Origin of the sequence: Chromobacterium sphagni (genome assembly GCF_001855555.1) — a bacterium.
GTDB lineage: Bacteria > Pseudomonadota > Gammaproteobacteria > Burkholderiales > Chromobacteriaceae > Chromobacterium > Chromobacterium sphagni.
Map to the genome: position 1 here is coordinate 1 of NZ_MKCT01000074.1, position 15,300 is coordinate 15,300.

Annotated in this window: 19 protein-coding genes; 12 read left to right on the forward strand and 7 right to left on the reverse strand. The window is 64.1% G+C overall.

What is annotated here, in order from left to right:
* From BI344_RS23470 to BI344_RS20565, 5 genes are all read left to right on the forward strand, one after another.
* A partial coding sequence (locus BI344_RS23470; protein WP_139167093.1) for a dual-action ribosomal maturation protein DarP occupies positions 1 to 168 on the forward strand: 168 nt, incomplete at its 5' end.
* A complete protein-coding gene (gene mog / locus BI344_RS20550; RefSeq protein ID WP_071114667.1) occupies positions 168 to 746 on the forward strand; it encodes a molybdopterin adenylyltransferase in 579 nt (192 codons plus the stop codon). The genes BI344_RS23470 and mog, both read left to right, overlap by 1 nt.
* The gene (locus BI344_RS20555) at positions 743 to 1,693 is read left to right on the forward strand and encodes a YheT family hydrolase (RefSeq protein ID WP_071114668.1); all 951 of its coding nucleotides are present in this window, start codon (positions 743 to 745) and stop codon (positions 1,691 to 1,693) included. The genes mog and BI344_RS20555 overlap by 4 nt, the downstream gene beginning before the upstream one ends.
* A gap of 80 nt (positions 1,694 to 1,773) precedes the next feature.
* Positions 1,774 to 2,289: a PaaI family thioesterase gene (locus BI344_RS20560; RefSeq protein WP_071114669.1), complete on the forward strand. Its 516-nt coding sequence runs from the start codon at positions 1,774 to 1,776 to the stop codon at positions 2,287 to 2,289.
* 26 nt (positions 2,290 to 2,315) lie between these two features.
* Positions 2,316 to 2,879, forward strand: a complete 564-nt coding sequence (locus BI344_RS20565) for a hypothetical protein (protein WP_071114670.1) — start codon at positions 2,316 to 2,318, stop codon at positions 2,877 to 2,879.
* Positions 2,880 to 2,963: 84 nt separating this feature from the next.
* Here BI344_RS20565 and BI344_RS20570 read toward each other — a convergent pair whose 3' ends face one another.
* Positions 2,964 to 4,058 (reverse strand): HD-GYP domain-containing protein, encoded by a 1,095-nt coding sequence (locus BI344_RS20570; protein WP_239690926.1) that lies wholly within the window; start codon positions 4,056 to 4,058, stop codon positions 2,964 to 2,966.
* Positions 4,059 to 4,265: 207 nt separating this feature from the next.
* Here BI344_RS20570 and BI344_RS20575 point away from each other — a divergent pair, with 207 nt between their 5' ends.
* The gene (locus BI344_RS20575; protein WP_071114672.1) at positions 4,266 to 5,111 is read left to right on the forward strand and encodes a dienelactone hydrolase family protein; all 846 of its coding nucleotides are present in this window, start codon (positions 4,266 to 4,268) and stop codon (positions 5,109 to 5,111) included.
* 10 nt (positions 5,112 to 5,121) lie between these two features.
* Here BI344_RS20575 and BI344_RS20580 read toward each other — a convergent pair whose 3' ends face one another.
* Positions 5,122 to 6,231, reverse strand: coding sequence for an HD domain-containing phosphohydrolase (locus tag BI344_RS20580; RefSeq protein ID WP_206600449.1), 1,110 nt, complete (start codon positions 6,229 to 6,231; stop codon positions 5,122 to 5,124).
* A gap of 301 nt (positions 6,232 to 6,532) precedes the next feature.
* Here BI344_RS20580 and BI344_RS20585 point away from each other — a divergent pair, with 301 nt between their 5' ends.
* Positions 6,533 to 6,736, forward strand: coding sequence for a cold-shock protein (locus BI344_RS20585; RefSeq protein ID WP_043626664.1), 204 nt, complete (start codon positions 6,533 to 6,535; stop codon positions 6,734 to 6,736).
* 99 nt (positions 6,737 to 6,835) lie between these two features.
* A complete protein-coding gene (locus tag BI344_RS20590) occupies positions 6,836 to 7,390 on the forward strand; it encodes a DUF1415 domain-containing protein (protein WP_071114674.1) in 555 nt (184 codons plus the stop codon).
* Positions 7,391 to 7,456: 66 nt separating this feature from the next.
* Here BI344_RS20590 and BI344_RS20595 read toward each other — a convergent pair whose 3' ends face one another.
* Complete coding sequence (locus BI344_RS20595; RefSeq protein WP_071114675.1) at positions 7,457 to 8,026, reverse strand: lysophospholipid acyltransferase family protein; 570 nt, start codon at positions 8,024 to 8,026, stop codon at positions 7,457 to 7,459.
* A 309-nt stretch (positions 8,027 to 8,335) separates the two neighbouring features.
* Here BI344_RS20595 and BI344_RS20600 point away from each other — a divergent pair, with 309 nt between their 5' ends.
* The 4 genes from BI344_RS20600 to msrB all read left to right on the forward strand — a co-directional run bounded on the left by BI344_RS20600 (position 8,336) and on the right by msrB (position 11,181).
* Complete coding sequence (locus BI344_RS20600; protein WP_071114676.1) at positions 8,336 to 8,563, forward strand: glycine zipper 2TM domain-containing protein; 228 nt, start codon at positions 8,336 to 8,338, stop codon at positions 8,561 to 8,563.
* Positions 8,564 to 8,672: 109 nt separating this feature from the next.
* Positions 8,673 to 10,022, forward strand: coding sequence for a deoxyguanosinetriphosphate triphosphohydrolase (locus BI344_RS20605; RefSeq protein ID WP_071114677.1), 1,350 nt, complete (start codon positions 8,673 to 8,675; stop codon positions 10,020 to 10,022).
* A 19-nt stretch (positions 10,023 to 10,041) separates the two neighbouring features.
* Positions 10,042 to 10,686, forward strand: a complete 645-nt coding sequence (locus BI344_RS20610) for a histidine phosphatase family protein (protein WP_071114678.1) — start codon at positions 10,042 to 10,044, stop codon at positions 10,684 to 10,686.
* Between the two features lie 96 nt (positions 10,687 to 10,782).
* Positions 10,783 to 11,181: a peptide-methionine (R)-S-oxide reductase MsrB gene (msrB, locus tag BI344_RS20615; RefSeq protein ID WP_071114679.1), complete on the forward strand. Its 399-nt coding sequence runs from the start codon at positions 10,783 to 10,785 to the stop codon at positions 11,179 to 11,181.
* A gap of 498 nt (positions 11,182 to 11,679) precedes the next feature.
* Here the strand turns inward: msrB and BI344_RS20620 are convergent, their stop codons facing one another.
* The 4 genes from BI344_RS20620 to BI344_RS20635 form a co-directional block, all read right to left on the reverse strand.
* Positions 11,680 to 12,876, reverse strand: a complete 1,197-nt coding sequence (locus BI344_RS20620; protein ID WP_167359419.1) for an MFS transporter — start codon at positions 12,874 to 12,876, stop codon at positions 11,680 to 11,682.
* 100 nt (positions 12,877 to 12,976) lie between these two features.
* Complete coding sequence (locus BI344_RS20625) at positions 12,977 to 14,008, reverse strand: methyltransferase (RefSeq protein ID WP_071114681.1); 1,032 nt, start codon at positions 14,006 to 14,008, stop codon at positions 12,977 to 12,979.
* 12 nt (positions 14,009 to 14,020) lie between these two features.
* Entirely contained in the window at positions 14,021 to 14,806 is a 786-nt protein-coding gene (locus BI344_RS20630) for an HAD family hydrolase (protein WP_071114682.1), read from the reverse strand.
* A 4-nt stretch (positions 14,807 to 14,810) separates the two neighbouring features.
* Positions 14,811 to 15,300, reverse strand: a 490-nt coding sequence (locus BI344_RS20635) for a DUF1349 domain-containing protein (RefSeq protein WP_071114683.1), incomplete at its 5' end; no start/stop codon positions are given.

Sequence of the window (15,300 nt, forward strand, 5' to 3'; positions counted from 1 at the left end):
ACCGACCCCAAGCAGCTGCATTCGCTGGTGCGCCAGTCGCGCAAGGAAAAGCAGGATAACAAGCCGCCCAAGTCCTACCGCCAGTTGTACCAGCTGATCAAGGAACAGATCCCCGAGCCGGGCAAGCCGCGCATCTGGCAAAAGGACGAGGAAAAGGACGACGAGTGATGCTAAAGATAGGCCTGGTTTCCATTTCCGACCGCGCAAGCCAGGGCGTCTACCAGGACAAGGGCCTGCCGGCCCTGCAGGACTGGCTGGCGCGCGCGCTGGCCACGCCGTTTGAAACCGTCTGCCGGCTGATACCCGACGAGCAGCCCGGCATCGAAGCCGCGCTCAAGGCGCTGGTGGACGACGAAGGCTGCCAGCTGGTGCTCACCACCGGCGGCACCGGCCCGGCGCCGCGCGACGTCACGCCGGACGCCACGCTGGCGGTGGCCGACCGCGAAATGCCCGGCTTCGGCGAACAAATGCGCCAGATCAGCCTGAAGTTCGTGCCCACCGCCATCCTGTCGCGCCAGACAGGGGTGATCCGCAAGCAGAGCCTGATCCTCAACCTGCCCGGCCAGCCCAAGGCGATCCAGGAAACGCTGGAAGGCCTGCGCCGCCAGGACGGCAGCGTGGAGGTGCCCGGCATCTTCGCCGCCGTGCCCTACTGCCTGGACCTGATCGGCGCGCCCTGGATCGAAACCCATGAAGCGGTGGTGAAGGCCTTCCGCCCCAAATCCGCCGTCAAGCCGGCGCCATGAGCTATCACGCCCCACGCTGGCTGCGCGGCGGCCATGCCCAGACCATCTGGCCGGCGCTGGCGGTGAAGGTGGAGCCGCCGCGCTACCGGCGCGAGCTGTGGGACACACCGGACGGCGGCCGCATCGCGCTGGATTTCGTCGACGGCGAAGCCGGCGCGCCGCTGGTGGTGTTGTTCCACGGCCTGGAAGGCAGCAGCGCCAGCCATTACGCCAAGGCGCTGATGCAAGCAGTGGCCAAGCGCGGCTGGCACGGCGTGGTGTCGCATTTCCGCGGCTGCGGCGGCGTGGACAATGCCTTGCCGCGCGGCTATCACGCCGGCGACGCTGCCGAAGTGCGCTGGATACTGCAACGGCTGGCGCTAAGCTTTGCCCAGCTGGCCGCGGTGGGCGTTTCGCTGGGCGGCAGCATGCTGCTCAACTACTTGGCCGAAGAAGGCGACGCCGCGCTGCCCTGCGCCGCCGCCGCCGTCTCCGCCCCGCTGGACTTGGTGGCCGCCAGCAGCCGGCTGGACCAGGGCCTGGGCAAGCTGCTCTACACCCGCATGTTCATGGACACCCTCAAGCCCAAGGCGATGGCCTCGCTGCAGCGCCATCCCGGCCTGTTCGATGCCGGCCAGCTGCGCCGCGCCCGCACCTTCATCGAATTCGACAACCTGATCACCGCGCCGCTGCACGGCTTCGGCACCGCGCTCAACTACTGGCAGCAGGCCAGCAGCAAGCCCAGGCTACGCCAGATCACCCGCCCTACCCTGCTGCTCAACGCCCGTAACGATCCCTTTCTGCCGGAAAGCGCGCTGCCGGCGGCGGAACAGGTGGCCGACTGCGTCACCCTGGACTTTCCGCGGGACGGCGGCCACGTCGGCTTCGCCACCGGCCCCTTCCCCGGCCGGATAGACTGGCTGCCGCAGCGGATACTAGGCTTCATCGGCCCGCATCTGAAAACATGACCGCCGGCCACCCATGTCAATGACATTGAAAATCCGGCGGCGATGGCGGCAAGGTTGGGCCTGTCCCCCAAGAGGCCATCATGACCAAATCATCCCCGGAAACGCAACGCAGCCACACCTTCAGCTGGCAGGACCCGCACATCGGCGCCGACGCCGCCAGAGGCCTCAGCGGCCTGGACTATCTGCTCGCCATGCAGGAGCAACGGATACCGCCGCCGCCGGTGATGGAAATGATGGGCTTCGAATTTGTGCGCGCCGCGCCCGGCGCGGTGGAGTTCGCCTTCCTGCCGCACGAATCGCACTACAACCCCATCGGCACCGTGCATGGGGGCGTGATCAGCACGCTGCTGGATTCGGCGATGGGCTGCAGCGTGCAATCGCTGCTGCCGCTGGGCAAGGGCTACACTACGCTGGAATTAAAGGTGAATTTCGTCCGCGCGGTTACGCTCGCAAGCGGCCGGATGCGCTGCCACGGCACCATCATCCATTCCGGCGGCCGCATGGCCACCGCCGAAGGCAAGCTGCTTGACGAAAGCGGCAAGCTATACGCGCACACCACCACCACCTGCATGATTTTCGACGCGCCAGCGCGCTGACATCCCCTAGAAAAAGGAGCCATCCTATGCGCCGACTGCTGCTGGGAATCTGCATCGTTCTGCTGGCAGGCTGCACCTCGATGGCTACTCGGCTGAACGGCTCGCTGACGCCGCCGCCGGGCCAGGCCTACGCCATCCTGTCCCTCACCGGCAAAGCCTTCAACCCGGACAGCGCCAGCGTCGGCCTGAGCGTCCGCGACCAGCAAGGCCGCGTAGTCGCGGAGGACATCGCCAGCCTGATCACCGACACGGTGTTCGGCGAGGAAGGCATGTCGCCGGTGGAGGGCAAGCTGGTGCTGCTCACCCTGCCGCCGGGCGATTACACGCTGGCCGGCGTCTGGGGCCACTGGGCAGAGGACGGCGTCTTCGGCTCCGATCTGAAAATCAGGCAGTTCAAGCTGAACGCGCCCTTCCATCTGAATGCCGGGGAAACCGTCTACCTGGGCCAGGTGCAGCTGGAAATGTCCTTTCTGCCCGAGGTCAAGCTGAGCGACGAGCGCAAACGCGACTTCGGCCACATGCGCCGGGTATGGAAGATACCGGACCTGAGCCAGGTGGCGGCGCGGCCGCTGGCCGAACCGGGCAAGTAGGCATCGTTCAGGGCTTGTACCACAGCTTGTACAGATACGCCGGCTTGGTGGCCGCGCTGGCCGAACCGGGCAAGTAGGCATCGTTCAGGGCTTGTACCACAGCTTGTACAGATACGCCGGCTTGGTGGCCGCGCTGGCCGCCGCCACTGGCTCCAGCACCTGGTAGGCCGGCTGGCGGCTGTCGCGCAGCAGCGGGTCGGCGTAGGGCGGGCCATCCAGCTTGCGCAGCGCCGCCACCCTGGGAGTATTGGCCTTGTCGCCGCGGTGGGTGACGATGGCCACTTCATTGCTCGCCAGCAGCACGAAGCTGCCAGGCGGATAAATGCCCAACTCCTTCACCAACAGCGACACATGCTGCGGCGGAAACACGCCCAGCTCGCCGCGGAACAGGCTACCCAGCACCAGGGCCGGCAGCTGCGGCTGCGGCTGGTGCACGCAGCCGCACACCAGATCCACCATCTGCAGCAGGATGGCGTCCGGTTCGATCTCCTGGCCCGCCAAGCCTTGTGGATACCCGTCGCCGTCCAGCTGCTCGTGGTGCTGCTGCACCAGCAGGTGCCAACACTCATCCACCACCCCTGCCTCGCGCAGCATGGCCGACCCCAGCGCGGGATGGGCGAACATCAATTCCTGCTGCTCGGCGCTCATCGGCTCCATCTGCCTGGCAAGTTGGTTGAGCAGGCCGGTAATGGCCAGATTCATGCTGAGCGCGGCGCACAACATCGGGCGCAGCTCCGCGTCGGACAGGCCCAGGCGCCGGCCCAGGACCACCAGTATCGCCGCCACGTGTACGCTCTGCGCGCTGCCTATGTCCTGGTAAGGCAGCAGGAACACACTGGCCAGGACGCCGTCCGGATGGCGCCGGCTGATGTTCAGCAGCCCCTCCGCCATGTCCAGCAGGCTGCCGGCCAGATCGCGCACCGCCAGGCCATGCTGCAGCACCCCCTCGGCCCGGCGCAGCAGGAAAGCCATCTCCTGCAAGGGATTCGCGCTGTTGCGCAGCTGCTCGGCCTCTTTCTCCCGCATTGCAACGCGTTCCAGCCGCTCGCGCTCCAGCCTGGCCTCGACCTCATCGCTTTCGCCATGGCCCAGCCTGGCAAGGCGGTCGCGCTGCTCCTCGGTCAGCACGTAATAGCCACGCTTCAGCAGCAGCACGCCATTCTTGGCGTACACGTCCACTGGCGTCTGCTGGCCCGCACGCAAAAAGTTGCGTGGAAGTTTTACCTTTGGAGACGAATCCGTCATATTCCACTTGCTAAGGTTGCGCCGGTGGAATACCGGCGGGAGCTTTCAATATTGCTTATCGCAGCCAATAGCGCCTTATTCAAGCTTTGCGCGCGGCATCCCATCGCGATCCGGCTGCGCCCCCATCAGGAGAACCAACACATGAGCGACAAGGACCACGCCCTCCCCCGCCGCAGCTTCCTGGCCGGCGCCGGCACCCTGGGCTTCGCGCTGGCGGTGCAGCCCATCGCCGCCAGCACCATCATGACCGACAGCCAGTCGCTGCAGACCGGCGTCCCGGCGATCGATACCGGCAGCGGAACGATGGCCGGCTATTACGCCCGGCCGGCGCAGACCGGCGGCCCGCTGCCGCTGGTGATCGTGATTCAGGAAATCTTCGGCGTGCACGAGCACATCAAGGACTTGTGTCGCCGGCTCGCCAAGCATGGCTACCTTGCCGTGGCGCCGGAACTGTACTTCCGCCACGGCAATCCGGCGCAGGCGCCTGACACCGACACCCTGCTGCGCGACATCGTCGCCAAGGTGCCGGACGGCGAAGTGCAGAGCGACCTGGACGCCACCTGGCGCTGGGCCGGCACGCACGGCGCCGATCTGCAGCGCGCCGCCGTCACCGGCTTTTGCTGGGGCGGGCGCCAGAGCTGGCTGTACGCCGCGCGCAACCCGGCGCTGAAGGCCGCCGCAGCCTGGTACGGCAAGCTGGAGGGACCGGTCACCGACAACATGCCGCGCCATCCCTTGGACATAGTGGCGGATCTGAAAGTGCCGGTGCTGGGCCTGTACGGCGCCCAGGACCAGAGCATTCCGGTTGCCTCGGTGGAGAAGATGCGCGCCGCGCTGAAGCTGGCTGGCAAGGACAGCGACATCGTGATCTACCCGGATGCCGGCCACGGCTTCAACGCCGACTACCGCCCCGGCTACAATCCGAAAGACGCTCAGGACGGTTGGCAGAAAATGCTGGACTGGTTCGCCCGCCACGGCGCGCGCTGAGCGGCGCCGATCAGCGTCCGCCCACAGCATGGCGCACTTCCAGCCGGGCACGGATCACCTGATTGAACAACTGCAGCCATGCGGGGTCGAACTGCCTCTCCGAGGCATTGAGCTCGGCCACCGCCCGCAGCATGGAGCGGCGCTGGCCCTGCAGCGCGTGTTTAAGCATCACCGACTCGAACGCGTCCACCAGGGCCAACAGGCGGGCACCCTCGCAGATGTCGCCGCCGGACAGGCCATTGGGATAACCCTTGCCATCCGGCGTCTCGTGGTGCTGGCGCACCATCTTGGCGGCGTCCTCCCAACCCGGCATCCGCTCGAGCAAACCCGCAGCCCAGCCCGGGTGGGCCGACATCTGCTGCCGCTCCTCATCGCTCATGCGGCCCACTTTCAGCCACAGCGCCTCCGGCAACAGCATCATGCCGATATCGTGCATGTACACCGCCGCCGCCAGCTGCTCCATGTTCAGGGGCTGGCTGGACAGGTTGTTGGCTTCCAGCGCCAGCGCCAGGTTGCGCTCGGTACGGCCCGAGAACGGCGGTAGCCGCTGCTCCAGCTGCAAGGCCAGGGTGCGGAAAAACTGCAGATCGGCCAGACGTCGCTCGGAACGGCTGCCGGTCATCGCCACTTCGCCGCTGTCCGACGCGCCTCCCGCCGTACCCATCATATTGGCCACCAGCTTGGCGCAGGCCTGCGGCACTTCCGTCACGCCCAGCACCGGCAACTTCTCCAGCACCGCCAGGATGGTGGGCAGATGCAGATCGTCCAGCGATTCGCCGTGGGCCACCGCGTCCAGCGCCAGCACCAGCCGGTCCAGCACCAGCATCAGCATGTCGCCTATCACCTCCAGATAAGGCAGCTCGCCCTGCCTCACCCGGCCGAGCAGGCTTTCCAGCGCATGCAGGTAGGGTTCGATGAAGTACACTTGGCACAGGCTGGCATCACCCTTGATGCTGTGCAGGATGCGGAACAATTGGGCGATCCGTTCTTCATTGTCGTCGCCATCGCTCATCCTCCACACCAGTTGCTCCAGCTGCGGCGCATAATCCGACACCGCGTCGCGGAAGTCCTGGAAACCCATCGGATCGACAATTTCAGGCACCACCGATTGCTTGGCCATCATGGCTCCCCCACCCGCTCTTGATTTATTCAGTATATGCAACTCACGCCGCGCCGCACGCTCGGCGCAGCCCGGCCAAGAAAATGTAAACGTCTGCGTACAACATATTAAATATTCGTAAAAACAGGCGATTCCTGAAGAAAATGCTTGCCATGGGCGGCAACAAGAGGCACTATCCCACCCGCAGGATGCTCAAGTTGTGGATGTGTAGTTGTCGTAGTGGCATAGGCCGTACCTCAGTCGCCATTTCCCTTGATCTTCGTGCATTTTATTCAACTGCTCGTTTTGAGGATTTAACAAAATGGCAACTGGTACCGTTAAGTGGTTTAACGACTCCAAAGGTTTTGGCTTCATCACCCCGGACGAAGGCGGCGACGACGTGTTCGCTCACTTCTCCCAGATCAATGCCAAAGGCTTCCGCACCCTGGCTGAAAACCAGCGCGTAAGCTTCGACATCGTCGACGGCCCCAAGGGCAAGCAAGCCTCCAACATCCAGCCGGTGTAATCTCCCTAGCGAGATCATCAGCCTGATGAAAACCCGGATTTAATCCGGGTTTTTTGCGTTTGCGGCCCACTGCCGCGCCATCCGCCACCGGAGCCATCCATGTCCGCCAACCATGAAACCGTGATCGCAGCCACCCGAGAATGGCTGGAGAAAGCCGTGATCGGCCTCAACCTCTGCCCCTTCGCCAAAGCCGTGTACGTGAAGAACCAGGTGCGCATCAAGGTGAGCGAGGCCGCCAATCCCCAGCAACTGGCCGAGGAGCTGGCCGAGGAGCTGCAGCTGCTGGCCCAGGCCGATCCCGAGGAAATCGACACCACGCTGCTGGTGCATCCCAAGACGCTGCAACGCTTCCTCGACTTCAACGACTTCTTCGACATCACCGACGCCATCGTCGGCGAGCTGCAACTGGAAGGCGTGCTGCAAGTGGCCAGCTTCCATCCCAAATTCCAGTTTGAGGGCACCGGCATAAACGATGTCGAGAACTACACCAACCGTTCTCCCTATCCCACGCTGCACCTGATCCGCGAGGAAAGCCTGGACCGCGCGGTGGCGGCCTTCCCCAACGCGGAAGACATCTACGAGCGCAATATCGAAACCGTGCAACAGCTCGGCGTGGCCGGCTGGAAGGCATTGTTCGATCCCAAGGCCGACTGAATCCGCCCGGCCATGCAAAACGGCGCCGTCCCGGGACCGCGCCGTTTTGCCACTCTCATTCGTTTTTCAGCCGGGATAACGCCCCACCTTGTCGGCATAAAAAGCGCGAATGAGCGGCATGTCGCGCTCGACATCGCCGCTGGGCATGAACATCGGCCCAAAGCCGCCTTCCTTTCGGCTGTAGTCCAGATAGGCCAACGCAATCGGCACCCTGGCGCCGTGGGCGATATGATAAAAACCGGTCTTCCACTCCTTCACCGCCCGGCGCGTGCCCTCGGGCGGGATCGCCACCACCAGCCGGCTGCTGCGGCCGTAGACGTCCACCATCTGCTGCACCAGCGAATTGTTCTGATGGCGCGTCACCGGAATGCCGCCCAGCCAGCGCATCACCGGCCCCATCGGCCCCTTGAACAAGGTGTGCTTACCCATCCAGTAGATTTTGGCGCGCGAGGCGAAGCACAAGCCCAGCGTGATGGGGAAGTCCCAGTTGCTGGTATGCGGCGCGCCTATCATCACGTACTTGTCCAGCAGCGGGAACTCGCCCTTCAGCTTCCAGCCGCTGAGCTTGAGCAACAGGATGGACAGCACGCGGAACACGTCGCGGACGATGGGAGTATCGAAAATGGTGAAATGCATGGCAGCCCTGAGCAGCGGCACCGCCCAGCGCGCAAGAACCCGCGTGGCAAGCGCAGCCCCAGCGTCGGAGCAAGCGCCAAACACGTGGAAAAACGCTGAACTGTACTAAATAAAACTATGACGGTAAAGGCAGTATCGACCCGATTCCCGCCTTTGGCCGGCAAATTTCCACGCCGGCTTGCCAAAGCCTAGCCGCAAGCCGGAAAACCGCGCGCCGCGCCGCATAACAATCGGTAACACAGATGCCGGAACTGTAGCGATCACGCTCTGCCAAAGTGCTATATGTCACTCACTTGACGGCAGGACAACATGAACACCACCCTTAGCAAATCCAGCGCCAAACTGGCCGCCACCGCGCTCATCGCCATCAGCCTGCTCTCCGGCTGCGCCAATATGTCCCATCGCCAGCAGAACACCGCCATCGGCGCGGCGGCCGGCGCAGTATTGGGATCGGTGCTGACCGGCGGCGGCACCGTGGGCACACTGGGCGGCGCCGCCATCGGCGGCGTGATCGGCCACCAGACCGGCCGGCATTAAGACCAAGCCCCCGAACAGAGCCAGCGCCCCGCTGGCTCTTTTGTTTTACGGCCTTAGCCCATATCATCGGCAGGGAATATCCAACCTGGGCCACGCCATGAATCCAAGCATGAACTGGGAGCAACTGCTCTCCACCCGCCGCTTCAAGATCATTCAGGGCGAAGTGAAGGAAACCCGCACTCCTGCCACGCTGGAAGGCGGCTCCGGACTGCGCACCGACTTCCATATCGACCACGACCGCGTGGTGTTCTCCAGCGCCTTCCGCCGCCTGGGCCGCAAAACCCAGGTGCACCCGCTGGCCCGCCACGACCACACCCACAACCGCCTCACCCATAGCGTGGAGGTGGCCAGCGTCGGCCGCAGCCTGGGCAACCGCGTCGGCGTGATGCTGGAGCACGACGGCCTGCTGCCGGCCGGCTACACCCCGCACGACATCGGCGCGGTGGTGCAGGTGGCCTGCCTGGCGCACGACATCGGCAACCCGCCGTTTGGCCATACCGGCGAAGACGCCTTGCGCGACTGGTTCCGCGCCGAGCGCAACGCCCACTGGCTGGTCGGCCTGTCCGCGGAAGAAATCCGCGACGTGCAAACCTACGAAGGCAACGCCCACGGCCTGCGCATGCTGGCTTCGCTGGAAATGTACGCCGGAGAAGGCGGCATGCGCCTCACCGCCGCCGCGCTGGGCACCCTGATCAAATATCCGTGGACATCCGACGCGCCGCCGGCCCGCGAACGCGACAAGTTCAACCTCTACCGCACCGAACTGCCCTATTTCGAACGGGTGGCGGACGAACTGGGCCTGCTCCGACACGGTCCGCTGCAATGGAGCCGCCACCCGCTGTCCTACCTGATGGAAGCGGCCGACGACATCTGCTACGCGATACTGGATCTGGAAGACGCGGTGGAGATTGGCATCCTGGACTTCAAGGAGTTCGAGACGCTGTTCTCCAGCTTCTCCGAGCACGAGCGGGTATGGGGCATCCACGACATCCGCCAGAAGTGCGGCACCCTGCGCGGCGTGGCGATAGGCCGCTGCGTCACCGAGGTGGCAGAAAAATTCATGCTGCACCACCGCTCGCTGCTGCACGGCGAATTCCCGGCCAAAGACCTGATCAATATGTGCGACAAATCGGTGCAGGAGGCGCTGTTGCAGGCCAAGGACCTGGCCAGCACCAAGGTGTACCGCCACCGCACCAAGCTGGTGACCGAGCTGGCCTCCTACCCCTGCATCGCCACCATCCTGGACGTGCTGGTGCCGGCGGTGCACGCCACCATCAGCCGCCAGGGCAAGGACCTGACCCCGCGCGAACACCTGGCGATAGGCCTGCTGGACGGCCATATTCAAACAGGCGACAGCCTCTACCAGGCCTATATGAAGGTATTGGACTTCGTCGGCGCGATGACCGACAACTACGCCGCCAACCTGGCGCGCGAACTGTCCGGCGTCGGCATCCTGTAAACATCAACGAAAGGCAAAGATGACTCAGCCCGTCACCCGCTTCTGCCTGGTTCGCCACGGCGAAACCGACTGGAACCGCGAATACCGGCTGCAAGGCCATACCGACATCCCGCTCAACGACACCGGCCTGGAACAGGCCGCCCAGCTGGCCCAAGCCTTTTGGCCCGGCCGCCACCGCTTCGACGCGCTCTACGTCAGCGATCTCACCCGCACCCGCCAGACCGCCGCGCCACTGGCAAACAAGCTTCAGCTCTCCCCCCATTACACACCGCAGCTGCGCGAGCGCCACATGGGCGCGCTGCAGGGCCTCACCTATGCCGAGGCGGCGGAGCGCATCCCGGACATCTACCAGCGCCAGCAGGCGCGCGATCCGGACTACGACCTGGCCGGCGGCGAAAGCCTCAACCGCTTCAGCCGCCGCATTCTGGACGGCTTCGCCAGCATCGCCGCCATGCACCCCGGCCAGAGCGTGCTGGCGGTCACCCATGGCGGCGTGCTGGACATCCTGTACCGCGCCGCCACCGCCAAGCCGCTGCGGGACAAACGCGACTTCCCCATCCCCAACGCCGCGCTGAACTGGCTGGACTACCGGGATGGACAATGGACGCTGCAGCGCTGGGCCGATGAATCGCACCTATCCGGCGCGCTGGACGAAATCCAGTAAGAAAGCCGCGCCGCGTCCGACCAAACCATACGCCAGCCCGACCCGCATCCGGGCCGGAACCGCCGCCAGCGGCGGCAGACATCAAGGGAAAACAGCATGACCATCCAGAAAACCGACCAGCAATGGCGCGAACAGCTCACGCCAGAACAATACCGCGTGGCCCGCCAGGCCGGCACCGAACGGCCATTCAGCGGCGAACACTACCGCCACAACAAGCCCGGCGACTACCACTGTCTCTGCTGCGGCACGCTGCTGTTCCACAGCGACGCCAAGTTCGACGCCGGCTGCGGCTGGCCCAGCTTCTACGCCGAAGCCGCCGGCGCCAACATCCGCCGCATCACCGACACCAGCCACGGCATGGTGCGCGTGGAAGTGCGCTGCTCCCATTGCGACGCCCACCTGGGCCACGTGTTTCCCGACGGACCGGAGCCAACCGGCGAGCGTTATTGCATCAATTCCGTGTGCATGACGTTCAAGGAGGGCGGCAAGGTGTAGTGTAGGTGTAGGTTTTCAGAGTTATTGAAAACTCTGTGCACATAGTTGAAATTGCACCAACATAGGGCATAACCTTTACTGGTTATGCCCTTGCTTATTTGTCGCCCTATTCTCCGCGCTGTCCACCAACGCGCCGCGCTGAGCCGGCTTCATCTTTTCCAGACGAGAACCGGATCGAAAAAAAGAAATACGCCCCAGCCAGCCGCGCAATGCGGAAGGATTTTCCCTTCATGTAAACACCCGCGCCGACAATGCCCCTGCCAAGCGACCATTCCGCGGAAACGCATGCGCTGCGACAGCTCCTTTTGCAAACAAAGATGTCGCTGTCGAAACGCGCCCCGCGAAAATCCATTGGCATTTATTCCGCATTGCTGATTGCCTTCGCCACTGCGCCCGGCCCGTCAGCCCTGATGGAAAATGCCAAAAAAATGGCGATGGGCGTGTTTTTTCAACAACACATCTCTCATGCCGACACGCCCGGACAGACTGGCGGGACGATCATGCCCGCTCGGGACCCGCCAGCATCGGCCGAAACCCCAACAGGGAAGTCGCGATCTGCGCCAGCAACAGCAGACACAGCAACACGGCGGCGTTTTGCCAGTCGCCATCATTCGCCGCGCCGCCCAGAGCCGCTATCATCAGCGTCGCGCCAATATTGCCCATCAGCCAGAAAATGGCTGTCGCCATGCCGGAGCGCCGCCGCCCAGCGATGCAAGCCACCCTCCCAAGCAGCAAAGGCAGCGGCGACAGCAACGCCGCTCCGATGATCAGCCCGGCAAACGCCAGCAATGGAAACCAGCCGCTGTAAAACAGGCACAACGTGCCAAATCCGGCAGCCAGCGCGGCTGCCGAAAGCACGCGCCCGGCAGTGGCTCCGGCTCGAATCAAGGCCATGATCAGCGCCGCGCCCCCCATTCCGCCAGCCAGCATGAAGACCACCACCAGTCCCGATGTCTGCGCATCCACGCCTCGCCGCGCCAAAATCGGTTCCAGCCAGGTGGTGATGGCGGAAAAATAGCCATTGGTCAGAAAAATCATCATCAATACCGCCATGAAGGACGGCGTGCGGATGAGAGCCAGGCTATCCGTCCACAAGGAGCGGCCAATCGGCTCATGCCCGGCATCCAGGCCGGCAGGCAAATGGTCATGCGGCACATACGCGAAAGTCAGGATGGCTATCGCCCCGAACAAAACGACATCCAGCCACAAAGAACCGCCCACATTCCCTGGCTCCGTCAATGGCACCAGCACGAAAGCTGCGCCGATTCCCAGAAAAATGACCATGCTGGACAAGGCGGACACTCTGTCGCGCTCGCTGGGCGGAAACCAGACCAGCATCAGTTTGACCAGCAAAGACATGGTCAAAGGCTGGACAAAGCCGAACAGCAGCTGGCCAGCCAGCAAAAACGCGTACTGCGGCTGCGCCACGCGGATAAACGCCGCCGACAGCATGGCGGCGGCAGTCATTCTCAAGCAGGCGCGCACCGACAACCGGTCCACCATGCCGCCGCCGGGTAAGGCCAAGGGCAAGGCCAGCGCGGTGACAGCCAGCGACAACGCGGCCACCTGGCGATAGCTAATGCCGTAACTGGACGCCACTAGGTCGGTAATGGGGGCGAAACGCATCCACTGGAATTGCGTCATCGCCAGCATGGCGGAGTAGATGCACAAAATGCGATAGCGGGTTGGAATCATGTATCGGCTTCCCAACAAGGCCCAACGGAAGGCGGAGCGTATCCGCGGAGACATTCTTGCGCCGGGAGAGCCGCCAGACCGGCGCCCTCCCCGCGTCGCCCTAGGGCTTGACGCCCGTCACCAGGCTCCAGTCCCCATACCCTGTCGAAAGTGTCGCGATGTCGGCGAAGCCCGCGGCCCGCAGCAAACCCATCGCTTCCGGCGCCGACAGCTGCTGGCCCTGGGTCCAGAGCAGCATGTTGGCGTTGTATGCCGCGACATTGCCCGGCCCCGTCTTTTGCGCGTTGAACAGCATCTCGTGCAACAGGATGCGGCCGCCGCTCGGCAAGGCGGCAAAACTCTTCCGCGCCAGGAACAGGCATTTCTCCAGCGGCCAGTCATGAAAGATGTCGCTGTAGAAATGCGCGTCGGCGGCCGGATAGGCCGTTTCCCAGATACTCCCGCCGCAAGTCCGCGCCCTCTCCTGCATCTGGTATTGCTCAATGAAGGTGTCGGCGACCGCGCACACCGGGGGCAGGTCGAACACCACCGCCCGCAGTTGCGGCCAACGCGCCAGCGCGCTGAGCGCGTGCACCCCGGAGCCGCCGCCCACGTCCAGCAGGCAGGCATGGCTCGACAGGTCGATCTTCTCCACCCAGGCCCGGGCCGGTCCCTTGCTCTTGCTGTGCATCGCGCGGGTGAAGACTTCGCAGTGCTCCGCATCCTGGGCATTGTTGTCGAATAGATCCGTCCCGCCGAACAGCTGCGACTCGCCCTTTAGCAACGAAGCCTTGAAGAAGTCGTAGGAGAAAGCCGACGCCTGGCTTCTTGCCGAGGCCAGCACCCCGCAAAAGGACGTTTCCGCCTCCCGGGTGAGGAAGGCTTCCGCCAAGGAAGAGAGCGTAAACGTCTCTCCCCGTTTTTCCAGCAGGCCCAGGCCCGAGCACAGGGAAGCTAGCGCCTGGGCCGAACGAGACGGCAGCGACGTCGCCGCCGAGATTTGATCCAGAGTCAATGCCTCGCTGCGCAGCAGGTCGAACAGCCGGACCTCATCGGCGAACAGCAAGGCATAGCTATGAAGAAAACCGAAATATATGTCGAATATCTGCTTGTCGCTGTGGCGCGCCAGCCGCGCCGCGCTTTCGATTTCCATGAAGGCCCCTTGTCAGAAATGTTGTTCCAAGCCATCGACGATGCCATGGCAGTAAACCCCCTCCACCACCCGGCCAAACGCCCGTCTGGCTTCATCCAGGGCATTCCCCACCAGGTAGCCGTGCTCGTAGCCGCGCAGCATTTCGATGTCGTTGCAGCTGTCGCCGAACACGATCACCCGGCGGGGATCCACCTCGCGCAGCCCGGCGATGAAGTCCACGCCCTGCTTCTTGCCGCAGCCTGGCGGCAAGATCGCCACATCGTAAACGCCTTCGGGATCGCCCGCCGCCGGGCTGGCATGGGTAATGGACGCCGCCAGCCCCGCTTGCGCGCAAAGGCGGTGAATCCGCTCGATCGACTCGCCCTCCCGGCCGTCTGCTGGCAGGTAATAGCCGCGAATGCGCTTCTGCTGGAAGGCGTCCGGCTGAGCCCGCAAAGCCAGGCCGTGCCGCTCGAACAGCTCGATCAGCATCGCCATCCTCGGTTCGAACGCCGCGCCGGCCCCGATGGGCCACTCCTCGTCCTCTACCGCGCCGTCCGGCCGTCGCCAGTACAGCTCCGTGCCCAGGCTGGTCAAGGCGAAATCCCATGGAAAGTCGGGATAGCGGCGCATCTTCTCCATCACCGCGCGCCGGCTGTTGCCGGTGGCCCAGCCGAACAGCAGCTGATGGCTGCGTTTGAGCTCGGCCAGACGGTTTTGCAGCCTTTCGATGCCGGCGTCCGGCTCGCAGGATTGCATCGCCGGCATGAAGGTTTCGTCGAAATCGGAAACGATCAGCCAGCTGTCTTGGTGCTTCATCCTCTCACTCCCTGATAGGCTCCATGCCCGCGTCCGAAATCGAGATGTCGGCGAAGCGCCCCTCCGCCCCTTCCGAAAACGGCGACTGCACGCAGAAGCCAATCCTCACCTCATCCGGGCAAGCCTCCACGTAGAACGCCCGATGGAAAGCGATCCTTCCATCGCTTGCCCTTGAATAGCAGGAAAAGACATTCGCGCTACGCGTCACAAACAGCCTGACGGGGGCGTCGCCGACATCGATGCCATTGGCCTCGTCGCTGTAAGGCGCGGAATGGACGGATACCAGCTTCTTGCCCGCGCCGTATTCCTCCACCCCGAATTTCAGCCTGTGGCCGGCCGCCTCGATGAACAATCCGGCGGCGTCGAACTTGCCTTGGCTGGCCACGCTGACATCAGCGGCCAGGGTGAATGGCCCCGCCATCGGCGCAAGCGCTGTCCCCAGCCTGTCCGCCTGGTGCAGCCCCGGAATGTTGAAGCCGTCGCTGCCGGGCTCG